The sequence below is a fragment of the Yimella sp. NH-Cas1 genome (genome assembly GCF_022359705.1).
Taxonomy (GTDB): domain Bacteria; phylum Actinomycetota; class Actinomycetes; order Actinomycetales; family Dermatophilaceae; genus Yimella; species Yimella lutea.
In genome coordinates, this window is record NZ_JAKSGG010000003.1 from 2,815,859 (window position 1) to 2,839,872 (window position 24,014).

Annotated in this window: 21 protein-coding genes and 1 pseudogene; 11 read left to right on the forward strand and 11 right to left on the reverse strand. The window is 66.6% G+C overall.

The features are described 5' to 3' along the window. The first annotated feature begins 55 nt into the window (after nt 1-55). Nucleotides 56-940, forward strand: a complete 885-nt coding sequence (locus MF407_RS13910) for a M56 family metallopeptidase (protein WP_239702654.1) — start codon at nt 56-58, stop codon at nt 938-940. Here the strand turns inward: MF407_RS13910 and MF407_RS13915 are convergent, their stop codons facing one another. The 5 genes from MF407_RS13915 to MF407_RS13935 are packed head-to-tail and all read right to left on the reverse strand — an operon-like array spanning nt 941 to nt 7,158. Then, nucleotides 941-1,324 (reverse strand): BlaI/MecI/CopY family transcriptional regulator, encoded by a 384-nt coding sequence (locus MF407_RS13915; protein ID WP_239702655.1) that lies wholly within the window; start codon nt 1,322-1,324, stop codon nt 941-943. Continuing rightward, on the reverse strand, nt 1,321-3,000 hold the full coding sequence (cydC, locus tag MF407_RS13920; RefSeq protein WP_239702656.1) for a thiol reductant ABC exporter subunit CydC: 1,680 nt from the start codon (nt 2,998-3,000) through the stop codon (nt 1,321-1,323). Before cydC ends, MF407_RS13915 begins: the two co-directional genes overlap by 4 nt. Next, nucleotides 2,997-4,616, reverse strand: coding sequence for a thiol reductant ABC exporter subunit CydD (gene cydD, locus MF407_RS13925; RefSeq protein ID WP_239702657.1), 1,620 nt, complete (start codon nt 4,614-4,616; stop codon nt 2,997-2,999). The genes cydC and cydD overlap by 4 nt, the downstream gene beginning before the upstream one ends. 1 nt (nt 4,617) lies before the next feature. Continuing rightward, the gene (cydB, locus tag MF407_RS13930; RefSeq protein WP_129624443.1) at nt 4,618-5,682 is read right to left on the reverse strand and encodes a cytochrome d ubiquinol oxidase subunit II; all 1,065 of its coding nucleotides are present in this window, start codon (nt 5,680-5,682) and stop codon (nt 4,618-4,620) included. Nucleotides 5,683-5,715: 33 nt separating this feature from the next. Further along, nucleotides 5,716-7,158, reverse strand: a complete 1,443-nt coding sequence (locus tag MF407_RS13935) for a cytochrome ubiquinol oxidase subunit I (RefSeq protein WP_239702658.1) — start codon at nt 7,156-7,158, stop codon at nt 5,716-5,718. Nucleotides 7,159-7,336: 178 nt separating this feature from the next. On the opposite strand from MF407_RS13935, the gene MF407_RS13940 reads away from it, so the two are divergent. From MF407_RS13940 to MF407_RS13950, 3 genes are all read left to right on the forward strand, one after another. Continuing rightward, a complete protein-coding gene (locus tag MF407_RS13940; RefSeq protein WP_129624445.1) occupies nt 7,337-7,891 on the forward strand; it encodes a TIGR00730 family Rossman fold protein in 555 nt (184 codons plus the stop codon). A 118-nt stretch (nt 7,892-8,009) separates the two neighbouring features. Continuing rightward, nucleotides 8,010-10,199: a discoidin domain-containing protein gene (locus MF407_RS13945; protein WP_239702659.1), complete on the forward strand. Its 2,190-nt coding sequence runs from the start codon at nt 8,010-8,012 to the stop codon at nt 10,197-10,199. 171 nt (nt 10,200-10,370) lie between these two features. Next, on the forward strand, nt 10,371-11,372 hold the full coding sequence (locus MF407_RS13950) for a TerC family protein (RefSeq protein WP_129624447.1): 1,002 nt from the start codon (nt 10,371-10,373) through the stop codon (nt 11,370-11,372). 28 nt (nt 11,373-11,400) lie between these two features. On the opposite strand, the gene MF407_RS13955 is transcribed toward MF407_RS13950, so the two are convergent. Then, nucleotides 11,401-11,835, reverse strand: coding sequence for an SRPBCC domain-containing protein (locus MF407_RS13955; protein WP_129624448.1), 435 nt, complete (start codon nt 11,833-11,835; stop codon nt 11,401-11,403). Nucleotides 11,836-12,048: 213 nt separating this feature from the next. Between MF407_RS13955 and MF407_RS13960 the strand changes: the two genes are divergently transcribed. Beyond that, nucleotides 12,049-12,534, forward strand: a complete 486-nt coding sequence (locus MF407_RS13960) for a tRNA (cytidine(34)-2'-O)-methyltransferase (protein WP_129624449.1) — start codon at nt 12,049-12,051, stop codon at nt 12,532-12,534. On the opposite strand, the gene thpR is transcribed toward MF407_RS13960, so the two are convergent. Next, on the reverse strand, nt 12,495-13,043 hold the full coding sequence (gene thpR / locus MF407_RS13965) for an RNA 2',3'-cyclic phosphodiesterase (RefSeq protein ID WP_129624450.1): 549 nt from the start codon (nt 13,041-13,043) through the stop codon (nt 12,495-12,497). The two genes, MF407_RS13960 and thpR, sit on opposite strands and share 40 nt — an antisense overlap. 92 nt (nt 13,044-13,135) lie before the next feature. On the opposite strand from thpR, the pseudogene MF407_RS13970 reads away from it, so the two are divergent. Then, a pseudogene (locus tag MF407_RS13970) lies at nt 13,136-13,642 on the forward strand (aldo/keto reductase); the annotation flags it as partial. Between the two features lie 156 nt (nt 13,643-13,798). Here MF407_RS13970 and MF407_RS13975 read toward each other — a convergent pair. Together MF407_RS13975 and MF407_RS13980 are read right to left on the reverse strand one after the other, a co-directional pair. Further along, nucleotides 13,799-14,134: a rhodanese-like domain-containing protein gene (locus MF407_RS13975; RefSeq protein WP_129624452.1), complete on the reverse strand. Its 336-nt coding sequence runs from the start codon at nt 14,132-14,134 to the stop codon at nt 13,799-13,801. Nucleotides 14,135-14,329: 195 nt separating this feature from the next. After that, a complete protein-coding gene (locus MF407_RS13980; protein ID WP_129624453.1) occupies nt 14,330-14,836 on the reverse strand; it encodes a DUF6328 family protein in 507 nt (168 codons plus the stop codon). A 138-nt stretch (nt 14,837-14,974) separates the two neighbouring features. Between MF407_RS13980 and MF407_RS13985 the strand changes: the two genes are divergently transcribed. Both MF407_RS13985 and MF407_RS13990 read left to right on the forward strand, forming a co-directional pair. Next, entirely contained in the window at nt 14,975-17,041 is a 2,067-nt protein-coding gene (locus MF407_RS13985) for an MMPL family transporter (protein WP_239702660.1), read from the forward strand. A gap of 148 nt (nt 17,042-17,189) precedes the next feature. Next, nucleotides 17,190-18,401 (forward strand): hypothetical protein, encoded by a 1,212-nt coding sequence (locus MF407_RS13990; protein WP_239702661.1) that lies wholly within the window; start codon nt 17,190-17,192, stop codon nt 18,399-18,401. A gap of 418 nt (nt 18,402-18,819) precedes the next feature. Here the strand turns inward: MF407_RS13990 and MF407_RS13995 are convergent, their stop codons facing one another. Then, nucleotides 18,820-20,025 carry an ATP-binding protein gene (locus MF407_RS13995; protein WP_239702662.1) on the reverse strand — a complete coding sequence of 402 codons (1,206 nt, stop codon included), beginning with the start codon at nt 20,023-20,025 and terminating at the stop codon, nt 18,820-18,822. A gap of 277 nt (nt 20,026-20,302) precedes the next feature. Here MF407_RS13995 and MF407_RS14000 point away from each other — a divergent pair, with 277 nt between their 5' ends. Together MF407_RS14000 and MF407_RS14005 are read left to right on the forward strand one after the other, a co-directional pair. Further along, nucleotides 20,303-21,271 carry an alpha/beta fold hydrolase gene (locus MF407_RS14000; RefSeq protein WP_239702663.1) on the forward strand — a complete coding sequence of 323 codons (969 nt, stop codon included), beginning with the start codon at nt 20,303-20,305 and terminating at the stop codon, nt 21,269-21,271. Nucleotides 21,272-21,320: 49 nt separating this feature from the next. Next, nucleotides 21,321-22,352, forward strand: coding sequence for a GNAT family N-acetyltransferase (locus MF407_RS14005; RefSeq protein WP_239702664.1), 1,032 nt, complete (start codon nt 21,321-21,323; stop codon nt 22,350-22,352). A gap of 344 nt (nt 22,353-22,696) precedes the next feature. Here MF407_RS14005 and pdxY read toward each other — a convergent pair whose 3' ends face one another. Further along, nucleotides 22,697-23,548, reverse strand: a complete 852-nt coding sequence (gene pdxY / locus MF407_RS14010) for a pyridoxal kinase PdxY (protein WP_239702665.1) — start codon at nt 23,546-23,548, stop codon at nt 22,697-22,699. Nucleotides 23,549-23,693: 145 nt separating this feature from the next. Between pdxY and MF407_RS14015 the strand changes: the two genes are divergently transcribed. Continuing rightward, entirely contained in the window at nt 23,694-24,014 is a 321-nt protein-coding gene (locus tag MF407_RS14015) for a rhodanese-like domain-containing protein (protein ID WP_129624461.1), read from the forward strand.

Genomic DNA, 24,014 nt, shown 5'->3' on the forward strand with positions numbered 1-24,014 from the left:
CGCCTTCGACGCGCTTGCCGACCGACCTTCGTGGCGAGGAGCCGTCCTGGCGATAATGGGACGCGTGTTCGTCGTGGCGTTGATCCTGCTGGCGGTGCTGCTGGCTTGGCCGATGCCCCGTCTTCTCCCCCGGCTCAACGCACTGCGTTCGGTGCCCGCGGCCGCCCTGCTGCTGTGGCAGAGCGTATCGCTCGCCGCCGTCGCCTCCGGACTGCTCGCAGCCCCGCTGGCCGTCCTTCTGTACGCCCGAGCGACCTCCGGACATCACGATCCCGACCCCGGCAAGCACGTGACACTCCTGCTGGCCGGTCTCGCGGTCACCGGCTTCCTGCTGGCTCGCCTGCTGCTGCAGGGCCACCGGATCGGCACGGACCTACGCCGCGGACGCCGTGAGCACACCGAACTGGTGGACCTCATCGGCATCGATGACGCGGCCCTCGGGGAGAACGTCCGGGTGTTGGCTCACCCGACACCGACGGCGTACTGCGTTCCCGGCTCCAGCCGGCGGGTGGTCCTGACCCAGGGAACGCTCGACGCTCTCGACGCGGATCAACTGGAGGCCGTTCTGGCACATGAGCGTTCGCATCTGCGACAGCGGCACGACCTCGTCCTGGAGTTCTTCACGGTGTTGCACACCGCCGTGCCCGTGGCGGTGCGCAGCACTGCCGGGCTGCGCGAGGTGAAGTTGCTGATCGAGTTACTCGCCGACCGCTGGGCCGTCGGTGTGACCGGCAAGCGGCCGGTCGCCACCGCGATGCTGGCGCTCGCCGAAGGACAACACCCGGCGTCGGCGCTGGGCGCGACGGACGATGCGGTGATCCGCGTCGAGCAGCTGGCGTACGGCACCTACCGCCGGCGACTGGCTCTCGGGACGGTGTTGACCGCGATGTTCGTGCTGCAGCTGCCCGGGCTGCTCATCGTTGCGACTCTCGTCAGCTGATCAAAGCGCCTCCAGCGCCTTGCGGACGCGGGCGAGATCGCGGTCGGGCATGTCCTGCAGGAAGTGCAGCACGGCGTCCGACTCGGCCGAGCCGCCCCAGTCGGCGAGCGTTTCGCGCAACGCCTGGGCGGTGAGCTCCTCACGGCTGGACGCCGCGCTGTAGCGCCAGGCACGCCCGTCCCGGACGCGCTCGGTCAGGCCCTTCTTGGCCAGACGGTCGGCAACCGTCATCACCGTCGTGTAGGCGCGCTTCTTGCCGTCGGTCTGTTCGAGGCGTTCGGCGATCTCACGCACGATGAGTGGAGTCTCGGTGGCCCACAGGCACTCCATGATCGCGCGTTCGAGGTCGCCGAGGCCGTTGGCGCTGACGTTGTCACGATTCATGAGGTCCATCCCGGTGGTGCGGGCTCGTAAGAGCAGTGATCATTCAATTTTACGACGCGCTGGGCACCGATGGTTCCCACCGGCTGGTGCGCGACGAGGATCACGGTGCGGCCGCTGGTCGCGCTGTGCAGGTCGGCGAGCACCTCGCGTGCGGTCGGGGTGTCCAGGTGAGCGACCGGCTCGTCGAGCAACACGATCGGCCGACCCGACAGCACGGCGCGTGCGATCCCCAGTCGGGCTCGTTCTCCGCCGGAGACGCCTCGGTTGCCGTCGCCGAGTTCGGTGTCGAGGCCGGCGGGCAGGGCGGCGAGCCAGTGTCCGAGCCCGGACTGCACCAGGGCTCCCGCGACCTGCTGGTCGGACGCTCCCGGACGAGCGAGCAGCATGTTGGCGCGCACGGTGCCGACGAAGATGTGGGGTTCGTCGTCGACGACGGCGAACAGGTCACGGACGGCGTCGAGCGACAGGCTGCGGACGTCGCGTCCGCCGATCAGGTACGACCCGGACGCCGGGTCGAGGTGACGAGCGAGCACCGCGAGCAACGTGGACTTGCCGGAGCCGTTCGGGCCGGTGATCGTCACGTGCTCGCCCGGAGTGATCACCAGATCGAGCGGCGCCAGGTGCACCGCATCGTCGGTCCACGCGGCGCTGACATCGCGTAGCTCGACAGTCGTGTGCGTGCCCGGTTCGTCGTGAGCAGTCGCGACGACCGCCGGGGCCTGGTCGAGCAGGACGCTCAGCCGCTTCGTGGCAGCTCGGCCGCGGGCGAGCGCGCCGACGGCGTCCGGGATCAGGCCGAGCACGTCGCCGAGCGCCAACGGCATGAACACGAGCAGGGCTGCCAGGGGCGTGTCCAGGTCACCGCTACGCACCGGGTCGAACAACAGGTAGCCGAGTGCGACGGTGGCAGTCCCGGTGAGCGCCAACGAGAGTCCGAGACCGACCGAGCGCCCGCGGGCCTGCCGGCGACTCGCGCCTTCGAGCTCGGCCTGCGCCTCGTCGATCCAGCGCAGCGCTTCGTCGGATGCCCCGATCGCCTGGAGCTCGGCGGGGTTGGCCGACACGAGGTGCGCCGCGCGCTGCACCGCCGCGCGTGCTTCGAGCACCTGCGCCTGCCCACGGCGTTCCAGCGCGAGGTCGAGCGCCCCCACGAGCACGGCTGAAGCACAGAACACCACCAGCACGCACCCGGCTGTTGCGTTCAGCACGAATGCGACGATCACCGCAGCGGCCGACGCGACCAGCGTGGCGATCAACGGCACGACGGTGCGCACCTGTAGATCGACGACATCGTCGAGGTCGCGGACGACGCCGGTGAGCAGATCGGCGCGACGCCGGCGTCCGAGCCTGGCCGGGGTCAGCGGGATGAGTCGCCGGTAGACCTCGGTGCGCTCGTGCCGCAACGAGTTCAACGCGGCGTCGTGCGAGATGACCCGCTCGACGTAACGGAACGCCGGGCGTCCCATGCCGAACGCGCGAACGCCGACGACCGCGGTGAGCAGGGTGAGAATCACCGGGTGCTTGCTCGCCTGCACGATCAGCCAGCCCGAGGTGGCGGTCAGGAAGACCCCGCATCCGACGGCGAGGCCGCCGATGACTCCGGCGATCACGATCTTGGCGCGTGACGGAGCCGACTGCTTCTTGATCGATGGTCCGTACGGGGTCCACTGGTTCATCGGGCCACCGCCCGGTGGGTGAGGCGGATGGTGTGATCGGCGCGGTCGATGAGTTCGTCGTCGTGGCTGACGACCACCACCGGACGCCGCGCGGCGAGATCGACGATCAGGTCGCGGACGTCGTCCGCCGCCTCGGGGTCGAGGTGCGCCGTGGGTTCGTCGACGAGCAGCACGTCGGCGTCGCTCAGCCAGGCTCGGGTGAGAACGAGACGGGCGCGCTGGCCGGCGGACAGGCCGAAGCCGTTGTCTCCCAACGCAGTCTCCAAACCGACGGGGAGGGTGCCGAGGATGCGCTCGAAGCCGGTGGCAGACATCGCCTCGTCGAGACGTGAGGTGTCGCTGACACCGAAGAGCAGGTTGTCGCGCACGCTCATCGGCGCGATGAACGGGGTCTGGGTGACCAGGTGGGTGGTCGGACGCTCGATGGTGCCGGCCGTCGGTGTGCGCAGTCCGGCGAGCAGTTCGAGCAGCGTGGTCTTGCCGCATCCGGAGGGTCCGGCCAGCACGGTGAGGCCCGGCTCGACCGTGAACGAGACGTCGTCCAGCACGTCGTGGTCGGTGCCCGGGTAGCGATAGCGGACGCCGTCCAGCACCAGCGCTCTCCTTGCGGCTCCTGCGTCCGCAGCACCTTGGTTTCGGCGCGTGCGGTTTCGTTCCTCATCCGAACGGCACGACCAGCGGTCGGGCGGCGCGCTCGGAAGCAACGAATCGATCGCCTCGACACCGTCGGCGGCGGCGTGGAACTCCTGCCCCACCCGACGGATCGGCCAGTACGCCTCCGGCGCGAGCAGGATCGCGGTCAGCGCGACACCGAGTTCCAGTTCGTCCCATGCCAGACGCATGCCGGTCCAGACCGCGACGATCGCGACCGAGATGGTGGCCAGCAGTTCCAGGGCTGCGGACGACATGAACGCGATCCGCAGCGTGCGGACGGTGGCGACCCGGTGCCGGTCGCCGACCGCGGAAACCTGTTCGGCCTGGTGCTCGGCGCGGCCGTAGGAGACCAGCGTCGGCAGTCCGCGCATCACGTCGAGGAAGTGACCGGACAAGCGGGTCTGTGTCTTCCACCGCTTCTCGGTGGCGTCCTGCGTGAAGCGTCCGATCAGAGCCGCGAACACCGGCAGCAGCGGCAACGTCAGCACCACGATGAGCGCGCTGCTCCAGTCGACGAAGAGCAGGCAGAGGACGGCGAGCGGTGGCACGACGGCAGCCGCCACCAAGGAGGGCAGGTAGCGGGCGACATACGGCTCGACCGCGCTCGCCCCGTGGGTCGAGACCGTCATCAGACGGGCGGCGTCCGGACGCTCGTCCGCAGGCGCCGCGAGCATCCGTCGCAGGTAGTCGCGACGCAGTGCACCCGAGATGCGGGTCGCCGCCCAGGACGCGACCTGCTCGGTGAGCAAGGACAGCAGACCGCGGATTACGAAGACGACAACAACCGCGACCGCCGGGCCCGTCAGCGAGTGCCCGCGGACCAGAGCCACCACCAGCGCCGCGATCGCGAACGCACCGGAGATGGCCGCGACCCCCGACAGGCCACCCAGCACACCGAGCACCACAACGGGCACTCGGGTGGCGGGTACTTCCTTGACCAGTCGGGGGTCGAACGGCTTCATGTCAGGCGTCCACCTCGTCCTGGATCTTCAGCGGGTCGACGGCGCCGGGGATGTGCTCGACACTGATCCGGCGACGGAACACCCAGTAGTTCCACGCGGTGTACGCCAGCGCGATCGGGGTGAAGATCAGCGCTGCTCCGGTCATGATCTGCAGCGTCAGGTGCGAGCTGGACGCGTTCTCGACCGTCAGGTTGAACCGATCGTCCGTCGTGCTCGGCATGACGTTCGGGAAGATCGCCAGGAAGTAGGTCGCGACGGCCATCGCCCAGGTGATGGTGGTGCCGATGAACGCCTTGCCCTCCGCACCCTTGGTGTTGAAGAAGATCGCCGCGAGCAGCGACACCGCCGCGATCGCCGTGGTGATCCAGGAGCCGACGTTGCCGGTCTTGAGGCCGACCCACAGCAGCAGCACGACGGCCAGTACCGCCGTCACCAGGCCGGCCTTGGTGGCGAAGGCCCGGGCGTCGTGGCGGATCTGACCGGCGGTCTTCAGCGCGATGAAGTGGCCGCCGTGGGTGAGCGACAGGCCGACGAACACCAGGCCACCGAGCAGCGACAGCGGGTTCAGCAGCGTGAACAGGTTGCCGGTGAAGATGAACTCCTGGTGCCGGTCCTGGGTGATCGGCACACCGGCGACGATGTTGGTCAGCGCCACACCGAGCAGCAGCGGCGGCAGCAACGAGCCGATCATGATGCACAGATCCCAGCCCTTGCGCCACGCGTCCGAGTCACGCTTGTGGCGGTACTCGAAGCCCATGTTGCGCACGATCAGGGCGACCAGGATCAGCAGCAGCGCCAGGTAGAAACCACTGAAGAGCGTGCCGTACCAAGCCGGGAACGCCGCGAACATCGCACCGCCGGCGGTGAGCAGCCAGACCTCGTTGCCGTCCCAGAACGGGCCGATGGTGTTGAGCAGGACGCGGCGACGCTTGTCGGTGTCGGCCTTGTCCGAGCCCTTGCCGAGGATCGGTAGCGACATCCCGACCCCGAAGTCGAAGCCTTCGAGCACGAAGTAGCCGGTCCACAGGACGCCGATGATGATGAACCAGAGTGTTTCGAGAGACATGTGTTCTCAGTCCTTTTCGCGAATGTCCGGCGGTCAGTAGGCGAACGCCAACTGGTCGTCGTCCTCGAGCATCTTGGGTTCTTCGAAGGGCTCGGCACCCTTCTTGATGTAGTCGAGGAAGAGCTTCACCTCGATCACGGCGAGCACCGCGTACAGCAGGGTGTAGACGATCAGCGAGATCGCGACGTCGGCGGTCGAGGCGGCCGTGGACAGACCCGTCTCGGTGGTCATGACGCCGTAGACCAACCACGGTTGACGACCGATCTCGGTGAAGATCCAGCCGAAGCTGTTGGCGAACACCGGCGCGAACGGGGTCAGCACCGCGATCCAGATGAAGAGCTTGCTCGTCGGAGTACCGCCCTTGCGGGTCTTCCACAGCACCAGCGCTGCGCCGGCCATCGCCGCCATGCCCAGGCCGATCATGAACCGGAAGGACCAGTAGGAGCCGGGGATGTTCGGCACGTAGCTGGAGGGGCTGATGTAGTGCTCGGGGACGCCGTATTCCTTGTTCTTCTCCGCGATGGCAGCCGGCAGTTCACGACGCAGATCGTTGATGCCGGCGACCTCGCCGTTCATGTCACCGGTGGCCAGGAACGACAACACCTTGGGGACGGTGACGGCGAACTCCTCCTTGCTGCCGTCCAGAGATCCGATGGTGAACACCGAGAAGCTCGCCGGCTGCTCGGTGTCGTACAGCGCCTCGGCGGCAGCCATCTTCATCGGCTGGACGTCGGTCATGATTTTGCCCTGGATGTCGCCGGAGATGAGCATCGCGACGCTGGCGACCAGGGTCACCCAGGCACCCACGCGGGCGCTCTTGCGGTACATGCCGCGGTCGACTTCCGCGCGTCCCTTCATCAACTTCCACAGACCGACTCCCATGACCATCGCGCCACCGGTCATGTAGGCGGCGGACACGACGTGCGGGAAGGTGACCAGCTGCACCTTGTTGGTGAGGACGGCGACGAAGTCGGTGAGTTCTGCGCGGTTCTTCGACTCGTTGTACTTGAACCCGACCGGGTTCTGCATGAACGAGTTCGCGGCCAGGATGAAGTACGCCGACAGGACGGTGCCGATGTGCACCAGCCAGATGCACATCACGTGCAGCTTCTCGGGTATGCGCCCCCAACCGAAGATCCACAGGCCGAGGAAGGTCGACTCCAGGAAGAAGGCCAGCAGCGCCTCGAACGCGAGCGGGGCGCCGAAGATGTCCCCGACGAACCGGCTGTAGGCCGACCAGTTCATCCCGAACTGGAACTCCTGCACGATGCCGGTGACCAGGCCGAGCGCGAAGTTGATCGTGAACAGCTTGCCGAAGAACTTCGCCAAGCGCAGCCACTCCGGGTTGCGGGTGCGCAACCACGCGGTGTGGAAGCCGGCGACGACGGCGGACATGCCGATCGTGATCGGCACGAAGAAGAAGTGGTAGACGGTCGTGATGGCGAACTGCCATCTCGCCAGATCAAGCGCATCCACTGGGCGTACTCCTGAAATTCCCGGGTCCGGACACAGGTGGTCCCCGTGTCGCCGAGTCAGATACTACTCCTAGTAGTACTGCCCGCTACCTGTACTGGATTTTCACCGCGTGATACCCGTCACGCAGACGGCTGTTCGCCGTCCCCGACCGGCAACCGGCGCCTGGAACAATTGCCGGATGACTTCACCGCTGCGACGCATCGCCGTGTTCTGCGCATCCCGACCCGGGATCGACGACTCGCTGATGAAGGCTGCATACGACGCCGGAAACTGGCTGGCCCGCAACGACATCGGCCTGGTGTACGGCGGTGGGGGCAGCGGTCTCATGGGCGCGGTCTCCAGTGGCGCACTGGACGCCGGTGGCGAAGTGATCGGCGTCATCCCGCAGTCGATGATCGACCGCGAATGGGGTCGGCACGACCTCACCCGACTCGACGTCGTCCAGACCATGCATGAGCGCAAGGCCTTGATGGCGGACCATGCAGACGCGTTCCTGTGCCTGCCCGGCGGGCTGGGCACCCTCGAGGAGATCTTCGAGGTCTGGACCTGGCGCACGCTCGGCTATCACGACAAGCCGGTGGGCTTCCTGGACACCGGCGGCTTCTGGCAGCCGATGCTCGAAGTGTTGCGGGCGATGGTCGCGAACGACTTCGTCCACGAGGCGACGCTGAAGGACATCGTTGTGGAACAGACCATGGACGCGGCCGTCGCAGGTCTGGCCGAACGCGTCTGACCACCTGTCGAAAATTTACTTGATCACTTGTTCAACTCTGGCTGGTTCCTCGCTACGCTGCTGAAATCTCGATGTGCCCTGGGTCACATTTGCACTTCATCGCCCCCGAGGAGCAGCCATGTCGGTACGCCGTCGCCCCACCCGAAGAGCAATCCGAGCCACCGCGCGCACCGGCACCGTGCTCGCCGCGGTGACCGCGGCCGTCGTCGCGCTGTCACTCCCGGCGGCGGGCGCCGAGACATCCGTCACCGCAGTTGCGCAGTGGTACGAAGCCACCAACCCGCAAACTCCTGATTCCGAGGTGAACGCCACGGGTGCCCCGTTCCGGGGCACGCAGGCCGACGGCACCGTCCGCGGCTACATCGACTCGCACACCCACTTGATGAGCAATGTCGGCTTCGGTGGCTCGATCGTCTGCGGCGCGACCCACCACGAGCACGGACCGGCGCAAGCGCTGAAGGACTGCGGCAGCCACGGCACGGACGGCTCGACCGGAGTGCTGGAGAACCTCACCAATCTCGAGGGCAATGGCCCGTTCGACAAGCACGACACCACGGGCTGGCCGACCTTCAAGGACTGGCCGAAGTGGTCCTCCCTCACCCACCAGCAGATGTACCACAAGTGGGTGGAACGGGCCTGGCGCGGCGGCCAACGCATCATGGTCGCCGACGCGGTCAACAACAACGTGCTGTGCGGTCTGCCGCTGCAGGCGAACAAGTACAGCTGTGACGACATGGACACCGTCCGCCGCCAGATCAGCGAGACGAAGAATCTGCAGACCTTCATCGACAACCAGTACGGCGGTCCGGGCAAGGGCTGGTTCCGCATCGCGGCGACCCCGGCGCAGGCCCGTCAGTTCGTCGCGCAGGGAAAGATGGCCGTGATCATCGGCGTCGAGGTGTCGAACCCGTTCGGGTGCACCACCACGCTCGGCATTGCGCGGTGCAGCAAGGGCGACATCGACCGCGGGCTGGACGAGTTCAAGAGCCTCGGTGTCAGCTCGATGTTCCTGTGTCACAAGTTCGACAACGCCCTGTGCGGGGTGCGTTACGACGAGGGCACGCAGGGCGTGCTGGTCAACGTCGGCAACTTCATCAACACCGGCCAGTGGTGGAAGCCGACCGTCTGCACCGGCCCGCAGCACGACAACACGATCGCCAACACCGACATCCCGAACGAGGTGCTGAAGTACCTGCCTGCAGGCACCGCGCTGCCGGTCTACCCCAAGGGTCCGCACTGCAACACCAAGGGTCTGACCGATCTGGGTGAGTACGCACTCAAGGGCATGATCAAGCGCGGCATGATCGTCGAGGTCGATCACATGAGCGTGAAGTCGGCGAACAGCGCGCTCGACATCCTCGAGCAGCAGAACTACCCCGGGGTCGTGTCGTCGCACTCCTGGATGGACCGCACGTTCACCGAGCGCCTTTACCGCCTGGGCGGATTCGTCACCCCGTACGGTCACTCGGCCGGTGAGTACGCGGCCGACCTGCACGACCCGGCCACGGCCGCGCTGCGGGCGAAGTACAACGTCGGCGCCGGGTACGGCATGGACATGAACGGCTTCGGCGGCACCCCGCGTCCGCCGCTCATGGCTCGCGCGACACCCTCGGCCGACTCCACCTCCAACCTCGGCAAGTCGCTCACGACGACCGCCGGCAGGGGCATCAGCTACCCGTTCGTCGCGCTTGGCGGCACGGTGATGGACCGCCAGGTCAGCGGCGAGCGCGTCTGGGACTACAACAAGGACGGCGTCGCGCAATACGGGCAGGTTCCGGACTGGCTGGAGGACGTGAAGGGCATCGGCGGTTCCGGCATCCAGGACGAGTTGGCAAAGGGCGCCGAGTCCTACCTGCGCACCTACGCCGGCGCGCAGAGCTACTCCGGCACCGCCAACCTGGCCTTGAACAAGCCGACCACCGCAAGCTCGAACGAGCGGGCGCTGTTCAACGGCCTGGCCGCGGCCAAGGCCACCGACGGACGCATCGACACCCGCTGGGCCAGCGGCAACTGGGGCACCGCGCCGCAGTGGCTGCGCGTCGACCTCGGCTCGCGCCGGCAGATCGGCCGGGTCGCGATCGACTGGGAAAAGGCCTACGCCAAGGGCTACCAGGTGCAGGTGTCGGACGACGGCGCCACCTGGCGCACGGTCTCGACCGTGACGGACGGTGACGGCGCACTGGACGTCCATGTGTTCAACGAACCGGGCAAGACCATGCCGGCGGCACGGTACATCCGGGTGCACGCCACCGAGCGCGCGACGAACTACGGCTACTCGATCGAGGAGCTGCAGGTCTTCACCGACTGAGGATTCGCAGCACGACGAAGGGTCCCGTCCGATCGGACGGGACCCTTCGTGTCGGTCAGTGCGTGCCGGGCCGTGTGACGCCGGCCACCTCACATCGGGGAGAATGCTGCGCGTCCGGGACGTTGAAACCACAACCGTCACCCGAGGCCCACCCCCGAACAAGGACCCCGCTTGAACGTCACCCCGCTCGTCTGGACCCTGACCATCACCGGCATCATCGGTCTGCTGCTGTTCGACTTCTTCTTCCACGTGCGCAAGGCGCACGAACCCACGCTGCGCGAATCGGCCACCTGGTCGGCGCTGTACGTCGGCGTCGCCCTGGTGTTCGGCGCCGGCCTCTGGTTCGTCGCAGGCAGCGGCCACGGCGGCGACTACTTCGCGGGCTACATCACCGAGAAGGCGCTGAGCGTCGACAACCTGTTCGTGTTCCTGGTGATCATGGCCAGCTTCAAGGTGCCACGGGCCTACCAGCAGAAGGTGTTGCTCGTCGGTATCGCGATCGCATTGGTGGCCCGTGCCGCCTTCGTCTTCGTCGGCGCCGCGATGATCAACACGTTCAGCTGGACGTTCTACTTCTTCGGCCTCGTCCTGTTGGTCACCGCCGGCCACATGCTCAAGCCCGAAGGCGAGGAGGAGCACTCCGCCGACAACATCGTCAGCCGGATCGCCAAGAAGTTCTTCAAGGCGTCCGATGAGTACGACGGCGACAAGTTGTTCACCCGGATCGACGGCAGGCGGGTCATGACCCCGATGCTGCTGGTGATGATCGTCATCGGCGGCACCGACATCCTGTTCGCCCTCGACGCGATCCCGGCGATCTACGGTCTGACCGAGGTGCCGTACATCGTGTTCACCGCGACGGCGTTCTCCCTGCTCGGTCTGCGGCAGCTGTACTTCCTGATCGACGAACTGCTCGACCGCCTGATCTACCTCAGCTACGGCCTGGCCGTCATCCTCGGCTTCATCGGCGTGAAGTTGCTCCTGCACGCCCTGCACAAGAACTCGCTCGGGTTCATCAACGACGGCAAGCCAGTGGACGTCATCGAACTCACCACACCGGTCTCGCTCGGCGTGATCGTCGGCGTCCTCGTGATCACCGTCGTCGCATCTCTGATCGCTTCGCGCAAGAAGGCCGAGAAGAAGGAGCTCAGCGAGGCCGGGCCCACGCAGTGATCAGCACGCAGTGATCAGCACGCAGTGATCAGGCGACCCGCTTCGTCGTGATCTGCAGCGCCGCGAGCCGGTCGAGGGTCGGGTCCCACATGCGGGTCAGGTGCTCCGCGACGTTGCTGTTGACGGCGTAGGTGAGCACGAGCTCGCACCCTCCGCCCTCGATGGGCAGCAGTCGTACCGACAGCGTGTCGAGGCCCTCCTGGACGAAGTCGGCACCGTCGACGCGCCAGGTCAGGTCGAAACCGTGCTGATCCCAGTGCAGACAGGTGCCGGAGATCGTGACACCGGTGGACGCACTGGAGATGCGGTAGGCGTCACCGCGTCCGCGGCGCGGAAGGTCGTAGCTGACGTCGTCGATGTGGGGCCAGAACCACTCACTCATGACGCGGGGGTCAGTCCATGCAACGACGACATCGCTGACCGACATCCGCAGTCGCCGGTGGAAGATGTAGTCCAGGTTCACGCCACCAAGCTAGCCAGATCCGCCTTCTTTTTTTAGATCGCGCGAGCGTTCTATAAAAAGTCTTGACCTTCTTCATGGGATACCTTTACCTTCTTCATCGGATAGTCGAGCGCCCGATTTGGACAGTCGTCCAGTCACGCGAAGACGCGCAATTCTGGGGAGTCGCCATATCCAATTCGCCGATGAACCATTCGGTGCGTCAGACTCACGAGCATGTTGCACGTCGCCTTCTTCGAGCCGCAGATCCCGCCCAACACCGGAAACGCGATTCGCCTGTCTGCGTGCACGCCGGTGCATTTGCACCTGATCGAGCCGCTGGGCTTCTCGATGGAGTCGGCCCGGTTGCGCCGCGCCGGTCTGGACTATCACGACCTGGCGACCGTCACCGTCCATCCCGACTTGGATGCCTTCTGGTCGCATCTGCCCGGCGCTCGGGTTTTTGCCTACACCGGACGCGGCGACACCGTCTTCAGCTCGATCGCTTACGAGACCGGTGATGTGCTGCTGTTCGGACGAGAGGCCGACGGCCTGCCCGAGGAGGTCCTGTCGCACTCGCGCATCACCGCGCAGGTGCGGGTACCGATGATGCCGGGACGCCGATCCTTGAACCTCAGCAACACCGCGGCGATCGCTGTGTACGAGGCATGGCGGCAATGGGACTACGCGCTGCCGAGCGCAACGGACGCGACCGTCTCGTAGCGCGGCCTGCCCGACTGGCCTTCCCGCAGGTGGGAATGCACCAGTTCGACCTCCTCGACCAGCCACGGCGCGGACCGGAAGGTGTCGAGCACCTGCAGCCACTTGCGCGCGTCCAGCGATCGCTTCAGCCGTGCGATCGTGAGGTGACCGACGAAGCGCTGACCGTCCGGGGTCGCACCGGCGCTGTTGCACGCGTTGCGGACGCCGGCGGCGAGGCGACTCATGTCGGCAGCAGGTGCCAGCCACAGCACCTTGGCGGTGAACTCGTCCGGGAAGGCGCCCGCTCCGGCCAGTGACAGCTCGAAGGACTCGTGTTTGGCGGCAGTGCGTTCCAGCGCCTCGACCAGATCGTCGGCCCTGTGCTGCGCCACCTGCGGAAGGAAGGCGAGCGTGAGGTGCCACTGCTCGGGGTCGATCCACGGCATGCCGTCGCGGGGCGCGAGAAACTCGCTGAGTTCTTCCTTGATCGGTTCCGGCGGCACCACCGCCACGAACATCCGCGCGCTCACGCCTGCTTCAAGAAATCGGGTGCAGTCATGCATTCGAGCCTAGGCGAAGAGCAGGATGGAGCAATGACGATGCACGCGGACGATTACCAAGCCTGTCCAGCAAGGCCGGGTACGACATGTGGCCCGGGCCCTACGGCCAGGGCGGCGGCAGCCGGAAGTACCTGATCTCCTCACTCGACCAGTGGCTGAAGCGCATGGGCGTCGAGTACGGCGACATCTTCTACAGCCACCGGTTCGACGACACCACGCCGCTGGAAGAGACGATGGGCGCGCTGGACTTGATCGTCCGGTCGGGCAAGGCGCTGTACGTCGGCATCTCCTCCTACAGCGGGCAGCAGACGCGTGAGGCGGTCAAGATCCTGCAGCTGAACCGCATCGCCGGCAAGCGTGGCCAGACCCTCGCTCAGATGGCACTCTCGTGGGTGCTGCGCGACCTGCGGGTCACCTCGGCGCTGATCGGTGCGTCCAGCGTCCGGCAGTTGGAGGACAGCCTCAGGGCACTCGACAACCTCGACTTCACCGACAAGGAGCTGAGCGCGATCGACAAACACGCGGTCGATTCGGGCATCAACATCTGGAAGCGGTCCAGCGACAGCTGAACCACACCGGCTTGTGCCCGCGATTGCGTTCAAGGTCCCGCGGTTTCGGCGCATGCGGATTCGTTCCTCATCCGCATAGCTCGACCAGCGGAACGCGCGGATTCGCGTGGGCTCAGCGGGTCAGGCGGTCCAGGAACGCTCTGAGCAACACCCCGCTCAGGCGACGGTGGGTTCCGATCCGTCCGAGGAGACCATCGGCTTGCCCGCCTCGTGCCAGGCCTTCATGCCGCCCTCGAGGTTGGCGACATCGAGACCGAACTCGGCGAGCGAGGGCAACGTGCGCCGGACGCGTCCGCCGCCCTTGCAGGTGACGATCAGCTGGCGGTCGCCGGCGAGGTCGCGGATGTGGTCGAGGTTCTGTGACAACTCACCGAGCGGGATGTGGACGGCGTTGGGTGCGTGCCCGGCGTCCCACTCGTGCTGTTCACGGATGTCGAGGAACACCGCATCGTCGGGAAGGTCGGTGACAGGGACGTCCGGGAATCGGCTCATTCCTCGAGAGTAACCGTTTGCGCCGGGGACAACCGTAATCACAGCGTGATCACCGTCGGCCCAACTGCGCGGATCGACCGAGCCTCCAGCGCAGTGATCAGGGTTCAGGTTCAAGGGGCGGGGGCCCGGCATGCACATCAATTCACCGGCTACTGGGCGACTATCGACCTGGCCGGCTTCCGCGCCTGAATCACCTCACTCGTACTGGTCGTCGCTGCGGCGCAACAGGATTCGTGGCAGCACCACCCACAACGCGATGACGAGCAGGACGCACAGCACGGCCGCGATGTAGCCGGCTGTGCGGCCGATCACTACGTCGACGATCAATGCGGTCGCACACACCAGCGCGAGCCCGAGCATCATCAGGCCGGCCATCGTGAGCTTGTTCGCGGCCTTGACGAGTTCATCCTTCGCCCGGCGCCGGAACAGGATGCGGTGGATGACGACGGGGCTGATGATGCAGAACGTGGACGCCGTGATCAGGCCGACGATCGCGACGTAAAGATGGATCTGCTGCCCCTGCAGGATGTCGAACCGCGCCTGGAACGGGAGGGTCAGCAAGAAGGCGAACAGGATCTGGATGCCGGTCTGGGTGACACGCAGTTCCTGCAGCAGTTCGTTCCAGTTGCGATCGAGCCGTTCGCCGGGTGACTCGCCGCGCTCGTCGTCCCCCTGGTCGTAACTGACGTCCTGGTGTCCCATCCGTTCAACGTACTGGTCGCGAATCTGCCGGTGGGGGTTTTCGGTCCGGCGACCGGCGACCCGCACGTCCGGCTTTGAGGGCGTCCCACCTTGAACACCCGTCGCCGCCGAATACTTGCATCGTGAAAGAATCGCGCGATGGGACCCCTCTTGGATCGCATCGCCTCCGCACTTTCCGGTCGTCGGTCCTGGTGGTCCTTGATCCTGGCCGTTCTGCTGGCGGGTCTCGCCTTCGCGATGGGCGCTACCTCGAGTTCGAGTGCTCCGGTGTCGCTGCCCGCCGGAGCAGAGTCGGCCATGGTTCGCGAGACCCTGAAGAGCTTTCCCGGCGGTGAACTGTCCCAAGGCGTCGCCGTCGTGACCCGCGAGGACGGCGCCAAGCTGTCCCCCCAGGACCTCTCGGCGATCGGCCAGATGCGTGAGCGGATGCTCGCCGTCGACCGGGGGGACGCGGTCAAGAACGCACCATCCTCGGGCCCGCCGGTCGTGCCTTCGCCGGACGGCAAGGCCGCGATCGCCTTCGTCCCGTTCGACGGTTCGGTCACCGGTTTCCCCCTGGTCGACTCGGTCAAGGGGGTGCGTGAGGCCGCCAATTCCGGTCTGCCCCAGGCACTGAAGATGGAGTTCACTGGCGGCCCGGGCTTCGGCGCCGACACCGCCAACGCATTCGCCGGAGCTGACCTTCGGCTCATCCTGATCACCGCGCTCGTCGTCGCCGTGCTGCTGCTGATCACCTACCGTTCCCCGATCCTGTGGCTGGTGCCGCTGATCGTGGTCGCGCTCGCCGACCGGGTCGCATCCATCGTCTCCGGCCGTGTCGTCGAAGCGTTCGGACTGGTCAGCGACGGCTCCACGTCCGGCATCACCAGCGTCCTGGTGTTCGGAGCGGGCACGAACTACGCGTTGCTGCTCGTCTCGCGATACCGCGAGGAACTGCGTCACGAGACCGACCACCGAGTCGCCCTGCGCACCGCCGTCCGACATGCCGGTCCGGCGATCCTGGCCTCCAACCTCACCGTCGTGCTGGCCCTGGGTGCCTTGTTGTTCGCGATCCTGCCCAGCAACCGCGTCCTCGGTCTGAGCGCTGCCGTCGGCCTGTTGGTCGCACTGGTCTTCGTGATGCTGATGTTGCCGCCGGCGCTCGCGCTGTGCGGACGCAAGCTGTTCTGGCCGTTCGTTCCGAAACCGGGCGACCACAAGGACGAGAAGGAAGGCGTATGGCACCGTCTCGCCGACGGCGTCTCGAGCAAACCGTGGATCTACGGCGGAGCCGGTGTGCTCGTCCTGCTGATCTGCGCCGCCGGTCTGTTCGGGGTGAAGGTCGGCCTGTCGCAGACCGAGCAGTTCCGTGTCGCGGCCGAGTCCGCCGACGGGGTCGAGACGATGGCGAAGCACTACCCCGCCGGTGAGGCGAACCCCACCCGGATCGTTGCGAAAACCGCTGCAGCGCAGCAGGTTCAGCAGCGTGTTCAGGGCGTCGATGGAGTCCGCTCGGTGCGTCCGAGCGGTCGTTCCGAGGCGGGACTCTCCTCCTGGACGGTGGTGCTGGATGCGCCTCCCGGCACGGACGGAGCCACCGGCAGCGTCCGCGGAATCCGGGGTGCGCTGAAGGGTGTTCCGCAGGCCGAGGCGATGGTCGGCGGTCCGGACGCCGAAGCGCTCGACCAGTCGACCGGTGCCGAACGTGACCTGAAGCTGATCGTCCCGCTGATCCTGCTGGTCGTGTTCATCGTGCTGGTGGTGCTGCTGCGAGCGCTCGTGGCACCCGTCCTGCTGATGTTGTCGACGGTGCTCAGCGCTGTCGCAGCGATCGGTCTCGGCAGCTGGATCAGCACCAATGTCGCGGGATTCCCGGCGCTGGACGACGGCGTCCCCTTGTTCGCGTTCCTGTTCCTGGTGGCACTCGGTGTCGACTACACGATCTTCCTGGTCACGCGGGCGCGTGAGGAGAACGCGAACCACGGCACCAGGGAGTCGATGGTGCGTGCCGTATCGGCAACCGGTGCGGTGATCACCAGTGCGGGCGTCGTGCTCGCCGCAGTGTTCGCGGTGCTCGGGGTGCTGCCACTCATCGTGCTCACCCAGCTCGGCATCGTGGTCGGCCTGGGCATCCTGCTCGACACCTTCCTGGTGCGCACGGTCGTGATCCCCGCGTTGTGGAGCATCGTCGGTCCGAAGGTGTGGTGGCCCTCGAAGCTGAGCTGAGCACCCGGACGGTTACGTCTCGGACGTACGTTCGTGACATTCCTCCCGTTGTCGGCGCGTGCGCCTAAAGTCGACCACGTCGCGACCACTGTTCGTTTCACGGTCGCATCGACATCCACGACACCCGGGGAATCCCATGCACAAGCTCATGTCCGTCGCCACCGCAGCCGCGTTCGCCATCGGTTTGGCCGCGCCGGCGGTGTCGGCCGAGGCCGCCACGTCCGCCCCTTCGTCGGTCCGGACCACCGACCTGCGGAGCGCGATCGAGGCCCACCTTGCCGCGTCCTCGCTGTCGCCGGCGCAGAAGACCCAGGCCCGTGCGCTCGCTGCGAAGCTTCCCGCCGGCCTCACCCTGACGCCACGTGGCGCTGCTGCGGCCGCCACCGACTCGGAGTGGAACAACGCGCGTAACGGCGCGATCGACCCGTCCCAGTACGAGTGTGCCGACACCCCGGTGAGCGGCTGGCTCGACGGTCAGCTCGCGAACGTCAACATGCCGAACTTGATCGCGCTCAACCGGCTCGGTGCGCTCGACATCCCGGCGTACCGCACGCTGATCTTCGGTCAGGCCAGCAAGGGCGACCGGTTCGGCTACAGCGGCGAGTACACCAACGAGATGAACCGCACGATGCGCGACCTGCGCAGCTTCTGGGACATCAAGAGCGACGACATCTCGCTGATGCCGATGCACGGCGCGGCCTCGTTCACCGACCAAAAGCAGGTGTCGCTTACCCTGCAGTTGGCCTTCGGCATCTCGCCCGCCACAGGCGACGCGATCGCCGCGCTCTACCCGATCCTGTTCGCCGCCGACCCGGCACTGAAGGGCGGCGACCACCCCATCTTCACCTTCAACGCGTTCGCGTACACCGAGGACGGTGCGCCTGCGAATGAGCAGCTCGGCATCTCCGACCGCATCGTGATGGGCGACGGCGTTTTCGCCGGCATGGCAGCGATCGGCCTGGGCCGCACCGCGCCCCGCTCGATCCTCGCGCACGAGTTCGGGCACCACGTGCAGTACGAGAACAACCTGTTCGACTCACCGCTGACCGGACCGGAGGCGACTCGTCGCACCGAGTTGATGGCCGACGGCTACGGCTCGTACTTCATGACCCACAAGAAGGGTCAAGCGCTGAACAAGCACCTCGTCGTGCAGGACGCTATGGCGTTCTACAACGTCGGCGACTGCCAGTTCACCTCCGACGGCCACCACGGCACCCCGAACCAGCGTCTGCGCGCTGCGAACTGGGCGTCCGACCTCGCTCTGGCGACCAAGCCGCGGTCCAACGTGATGCCGTCGATGGACTTCGCGCGAGCATTCGACGCGAAGCTGCCGCAGTTCGTGGCCCCCGACGCCGGCTGACCTGGTCGTTCCACGCACGGTGCCCACGGACCTCGGTTTGTGGGCACCGCTGTCTGCACCGCGAATCCGCTTCATCCACAGCGTTGTTCACACCTGTGGATAAAACTACAACGATGTAATTTGTCCGGACTTCATCGCCATTACGGAACGGAGGCGGGCAGGATCGACGTCACTCCCCCGGTTCGGCACTGGTTCGCCGGACCCCTCGGGGCAACGCAAAAGGCGTTGTCACACACAGAGATTCAGGCGAGATCATGAAGAAGATCGCCAAATTCGCACTGGCCGCAACGCTCGTCGGAGGCGTGGGGGCGCCAACCGCCGTCTTCGTCGCCGATCAAGCATCTGTCGAATCGGCGTGAGTTTCTGCCCTTGGCCGTCCCTGGCGAAGGGCAGAAACTCACGCCGATTTGGTTTGGTCTCAGCTCACGCTGCGCAGGTACTTGCCGAAGTGCGGGACGGTGAACGCGACACGTCCGCGTTCGTTGGAGTAGACGAGCCCCTTCTTCAACAGTGCATCCCTTGCGGGAGACAGGGACTGGGGTTTGCGGCCGAGGACGTCGGCGACATCGGACGTGAGCACCGAGCCGACCTCGTCCTTCTCCGAATCGGGCAGCCGGCCGCCGGCCTCCGCCATCGCGCGTAGGTACTCCCGCTCCCCCGGCGTCGCACGTTCGTAGCGTGAACCGAAGAATCCGACAGCGAGGTCGGCCTCGGCCTGTGGGGCAGCGACGGCCACATCGGACGCGGTGATCGGCGACTTGGGGGCCAACTCCCACACCACCTGGCCGTACGCCTGGATGAAGTACGGGTAGCCGCCGGTCACCTCGTACATCGCATCGAGAGCGCCCTGCTCGAACTCGGCGTCCTCGTCCTGCGCCGGACCCTGGAGTGCACGGTCGGCCGCCTCGCGGGGAAGGCGATCGATCCGTGCGTAACGGAACAACCGCTCGGAGTAAGACTTGGACGCCGACAGCACGGCCGGCAGGTGCGGCAGGCCGGCGCCGACGACGATGACCGGCAGACCGGACTGGCTGATCTCGTGGCACGCCGCGCACAATGCAGAGATGTCCTCGGGGTGCAGGTCCTGCATCTCGTCGATGAAGATGCCGATACCGCGTCCCATGTCGGCAGCCAATCCGCCTGCGTCCGAGAGCAGTTCGACCAGATCGATCTCGATATCGCCGGAGTCGGCGCGCCCACTCACGGCCGGCGCGTCGATGCCCGGGCTCCACTTGTCCCGCAGCTTCGCGTTGGGTGCCGCGTCGCGCTGGGCGAAGGCCTTGATGACGCCCAGGACGTGGTCGACGTCCTCGCTCTGTGGGTGTCCCAGTTCGCGGACCGCCTGATGCAGCGCACTCGAAATCGGTCGGCGCAGCCGTTGGTCGGGCCGAGCCTCGAACTTGCCGGTGCCCCACTTCGCCCGTACCGCCTCGGAGCGAAGTGCGTTCAGCAATACCGTCTTTCCCACGCCACGCAGTCCGGTGAGCACGATCGACCGCTCCGGACGACCGCGCGCGATGCGCTGGAGCACCACCTTGAACTGGTCGAGTTGCTCGTCACGGCCGGCGAGCTCGGGCGGACGTTGGCCGGCGCCCGGCGCGTACGGATTACGGATCGGGTCCATGCGAGGACTGTATGCGCATCTCTACCGAACACCCGATATTTCGCTAGCGAGTCCGATGGATCCACCGGAGCTGGTCGCAATCCCGCGATCAGGAAGTCTCATCAAATCTATTGCAATTGCGATAGTCGCCTAGTCGACCTCATCACAGCACTGGCGCGCAGTGACAACGTGCATGCTTGTTCACCTGATGAATGTGACCCTTGACACATTACCGAGAGTACGCAACGGTCTGCCGCAGCCGGCACGCCCCCTGCTGCCGCCGACAAGAAGTGCTCCGATGTCCAAGCGCATGCTGTCCGTGAGCGCCGCCGTGGCCGCCACCCTCGCTCTCTCGATCACCCTTCCGCAGCAGGCCGAGGCCGCGTCCGACCCGGTCGGACCGACCCAGCTGTCTTTCCCCGCCGCCCTCGCATGGTCGGCCTTCTCCCCCAACGCCGTAGCGCCCGGCATGAACGACTGGGACTGCAAGCCCAGCGCCGCACACCCGCGTCCGGTGGTGCTGGTGCACGGCACCTGGGCGAACCGCTACGCCTCGTTCGCGCTTCTGTCGCCCGAACTCAAGCGCGCCGGCTACTGCGTGTTCGGCCTCAACTACGGCGACGAGAACGACTCGATCGCCGGCAAACTGCCCGGCGTCTACGCAACTGCCGCGATCAAGCCGTCCGGCGCCGAGATCTCGCAGTTCGTCGACCAGGTGCTCGGCAGCACGGGTGCGGCGCAAGTCGACATGGTCGGCTGGTCGCAGGGTGGCATCGCGGCCCGCTCTTACCTGCAGTTCTACGGCGGCGCCAACGCCTCGAATCCCGCCGCCAACAAGGTGAAGAACCTCATCCAGTACGGCGCGACCAACCACGGCACCACCCTCAGTGGTCTGGCGACGCCCGCCGATCAGCTCGGGATCCTCAACCTCACGCCGGCCGCACTCGGCCAGGCCGCCGTCGACCAGACCATCGACTCGCCGTTCCAGCAGCAGCTCAACGCCAACGGCGACACCGTGCCCGGCGTCAACTACACGGTGATCGGCACGAAGTACGACGAGGTCACCACGCCTTACACCCGCACTTTCCTCACCGCCGGACCTGGCGCGACGGTCAACAACATCACCCTGCAGGACGGCTGCGCGGTCGACCTCAGCGACCACCTGTCGATGCTCTACTCGTGGCGCCTGATCGGCCTCACAAAGAAAGCGCTCAACCCGGCCGGCAACGTCTACGTGCCCTGCGTGCCGCGCCTGCCCGTCGTCTGACGCCGTAATCCCGTCGCCGACTCGCGCGGCGACGGGATTAGATGGTGCGGTGACCACGATCCACACCGCCCGCCTCACCCTGCGGCCGATCACCGACGCCGATGTCGCCGACGAACGGATCATCGGCTGGCACACCGACCCGGCCGGGTACGAGCTCATGTCGGAGGCGCCGCGCACCCGTGACGACGCGGTCGAGTCGCTGCAGACCTGGCGGGAGGGGTGGGACGCCGACGGCATCAGTTACTGGATCGCCGAGCACGAGGGCACGCCGGTCGGCATCGGCGGGGTGCGCGCTATGAACTACCAGAGCCACCCGCACCTCAATCTCTACTACCGGCTCGACCCGCAGTCGTGGCGCCGCGGCTTCGGCAGCGAGATAGCCTGTGCGGCAACGGCATACGCGCAGGAGTTCTATACGGCGGGACCGGTCATCACCCGCATCGCACCGGCCAACGAGCCGTCCCTGCGCATCGCCGAGCGCGCCGGAATGGAAGACCTCGGCCCATTCCGGATGCCCCAAGACCCGGAGCACCTCCCCGACAACCTGCTCTTCGAGTCGCCCACCGCGCGGATCGGCATCGGCGAGGCCTACGACGAGGTGCTCGACCTGTGGTGCCGGGTGAACGCGGACGGTGGTGCGGTCGGTTGGGAGGGTGCCGCACCCCGCGACGAGGTGGCGACGGTGCTCGACCGTCACCTGTCCGCCGAAGCAAGCACACTTCTGCGCCTACACGCGCCGAACGAGGAGACCTGGAACGACCCGTCCCAGGTCGGCCCGCTGCTCGGGTTCGGCTTCATCCAGCGCGCGACGTGGTTCTCGACCGCGCACCGCGCCACGCTCTACCGCGTGATGACGGACCCGCAGGAGCGCGGGCGGAATCTCGGACGCATCCTGATGGGCGCCCTGCACGGGCAGGCACGCCGGGACGGCGTCGAGATCTGCGAGATCAGCTACCGCGGGGGCACCGGACTGGAGAAGTTCTACGAACAACTGGGCTACGTCGAGACCGGGCGCCTGCCGGGAGGTCTGCGGTTCAGCTGGGGCGAGGTCGACGACGTGGCGATGGCTCGACGCCTCTGATCGGGTCTTATCTGCCTATCTAGCAATTCGACTAGACGCCGCTAGCGGAAGACATCAGGCCGCGGTGGGAACAGCCGCTGAGAATCACGAACATGAAGGCCGCGAATCCGTCCACCTCACGATGCTTGACGATGACCTGGATGTTGCGCAGGCGGATGCGATCGTCGCCACAAGCAGCGCGACCGTCTGGCTCTGGTCGAACGCCCGGAACAGGTAGTACGTCGCAACCGGGATCACAACGTCGATGAGCGGCAACGCGCCCAGGCCCTTCATGGCGATGGTGGACGCGTACTGTCCATGGTGGCAGTGGCCGAGCGAATGCGGGAGGGGCTTCGGCGAATCCGTCAGTCGAGCCGGGTGACCTCGAACCGCCCCGTCGGGTGGGCGATGAGTTCCTGAGCGCCGACGATCTGGATCTCACGCGTGGCCGCGGTGTGGGTGGTCTCCATGACGCCGAACACGGAGTCGGCGGTCGCGGCGAGCGCCTGCTCGGCGGGTTCGGTGAGCAGGTGCGCCAGGAAGATCGCTGTGGTCGCGTCGCCGGCACCGACCACGTACATCGGCAGCAACGGGGTGGTGACGATCCAGGCGCCGTCCCCGTTGACGACGGCCAGCTGGACGGAGTCGGCCGGGGTCTCGTCGGTCTGCACCGAGGTGACCAGCACAGTCTCCGGGCCGCGTTCACGGATGGAGCGCGCGGCGTCCAGCAGTTCGGCGACGGAGTGGATCTCGCGCTCACCGGTGAGGTACTGCAACTCCCACTGGTTCGGGGTGATCACGTCGGCGGCCGGCACGACCTTGTCACGCATGAACTCGGGGATCCCCGGACGCACGAAGAACCCGCGTCCGACGTCGCCCATGACCGGGTCGGCGCAGTAGATCGCCTTCGGGTTCGCCGCCTTCACCCGTGCGACGGCGTCCAGAATCACGGTGCCGATCGGGTCGGCGCCCATGTAGCCCGACAACACGGCGTCGCATTCGGGCAGGACGCCGCGCTCCTCGATGCCGGTGATCACGTCACGCACGGTCTCGGGTTCGAAGACCGGTCCCCGCCACTCGCCGTAACCGGTGTGGTTGGAGAAGTGCACGGTGTAGACCGGCCAGACCTCGTGCCCCAGGCGCTGCAACGGGAAGACGGCGGAGGAGTTACCGGCGTAGCCGTAGGCGACCGAGCTCTGGATCGACAGGATCTTCATTCCCGCGATGCTAGTACGGCCGTGCCGTACACCTGTGCTGCAGTTCGTCGGTGCGCAGGCGTCACACCCGTGCAATCCCGGACCCAGGATTCTGGGCCGCGCCGAACTGCAGCACGGGTGTACGACGATCCCTACGCTGGTCACCATGAGCGAAGAACTGCAGCCGAAGGACATCGCCGACGACGCGGTCATTCTCGACGTCCGCGAGCAGGACGAATGGGACGCGGGCCACGCACCCAACTCGGTACACATTCCACTCGCAGAGATTCCGGAGCGCCTGGGTGACCTGCCCGAGGGCGAGCCGCTGCCCGTGGTCTGCCGTTCGGGCAACCGGTCGAGCCGCGCCGTTCAGTGGCTGGAGGCGCAGGGCTTCGAGGTCGCGAACGTCGTCGGCGGGATGAAGCAGTGGGAGTTCGACGGCAAGCCCGTCGTCACCCAGCACAACGTCGAACCCACGGTCATCTGA

What these genes read in the sequence shown, in the direction of transcription:
- MF407_RS14000 (WP_239702663.1), top strand. Translation starts at nt 20,303, where the DNA reads ATGTCCAAGCGCATGCTGTCCGTGAGCGCCGCCGTGGCCGCCACCCTC.
- MF407_RS13910 (WP_239702654.1), top strand. Translation starts at nt 56, where the DNA reads ATGGGACGCGTGTTCGTCGTGGCGTTGATCCTGCTGGCGGTGCTGCTG.
- cydD (WP_239702657.1), bottom strand. Translation starts at nt 4,616, where the DNA reads ATGAAGCCGTTCGACCCCCGACTGGTCAAGGAAGTACCCGCCACCCGA.
- MF407_RS13980 (WP_129624453.1), bottom strand. Translation starts at nt 14,836, where the DNA reads ATGGGACACCAGGACGTCAGTTACGACCAGGGGGACGACGAGCGCGGC.
- MF407_RS13990 (WP_239702661.1), top strand. Translation starts at nt 17,190, where the DNA reads ATGTCCGTCGCCACCGCAGCCGCGTTCGCCATCGGTTTGGCCGCGCCG.
- MF407_RS13995 (WP_239702662.1), bottom strand. Translation starts at nt 20,025, where the DNA reads ATGGACCCGATCCGTAATCCGTACGCGCCGGGCGCCGGCCAACGTCCG.
- MF407_RS13945 (WP_239702659.1), top strand. Translation starts at nt 8,010, where the DNA reads ATGTCGGTACGCCGTCGCCCCACCCGAAGAGCAATCCGAGCCACCGCG.
- MF407_RS14015 (WP_129624461.1), top strand. Translation starts at nt 23,694, where the DNA reads ATGAGCGAAGAACTGCAGCCGAAGGACATCGCCGACGACGCGGTCATT.
- MF407_RS13960 (WP_129624449.1), top strand. Translation starts at nt 12,049, where the DNA reads ATGTTGCACGTCGCCTTCTTCGAGCCGCAGATCCCGCCCAACACCGGA.
- cydB (WP_129624443.1), bottom strand. Translation starts at nt 5,682, where the DNA reads ATGTCTCTCGAAACACTCTGGTTCATCATCATCGGCGTCCTGTGGACC.
- MF407_RS13940 (WP_129624445.1), top strand. Translation starts at nt 7,337, where the DNA reads ATGACTTCACCGCTGCGACGCATCGCCGTGTTCTGCGCATCCCGACCC.
- MF407_RS13975 (WP_129624452.1), bottom strand. Translation starts at nt 14,134, where the DNA reads ATGAGCCGATTCCCGGACGTCCCTGTCACCGACCTTCCCGACGATGCG.
- pdxY (WP_239702665.1), bottom strand. Translation starts at nt 23,548, where the DNA reads ATGAAGATCCTGTCGATCCAGAGCTCGGTCGCCTACGGCTACGCCGGT.
- cydC (WP_239702656.1), bottom strand. Translation starts at nt 3,000, where the DNA reads ATGAACCAGTGGACCCCGTACGGACCATCGATCAAGAAGCAGTCGGCT.
- MF407_RS13985 (WP_239702660.1), top strand. Translation starts at nt 14,975, where the DNA reads ATGGGACCCCTCTTGGATCGCATCGCCTCCGCACTTTCCGGTCGTCGG.
- MF407_RS13915 (WP_239702655.1), bottom strand. Translation starts at nt 1,324, where the DNA reads ATGAATCGTGACAACGTCAGCGCCAACGGCCTCGGCGACCTCGAACGC.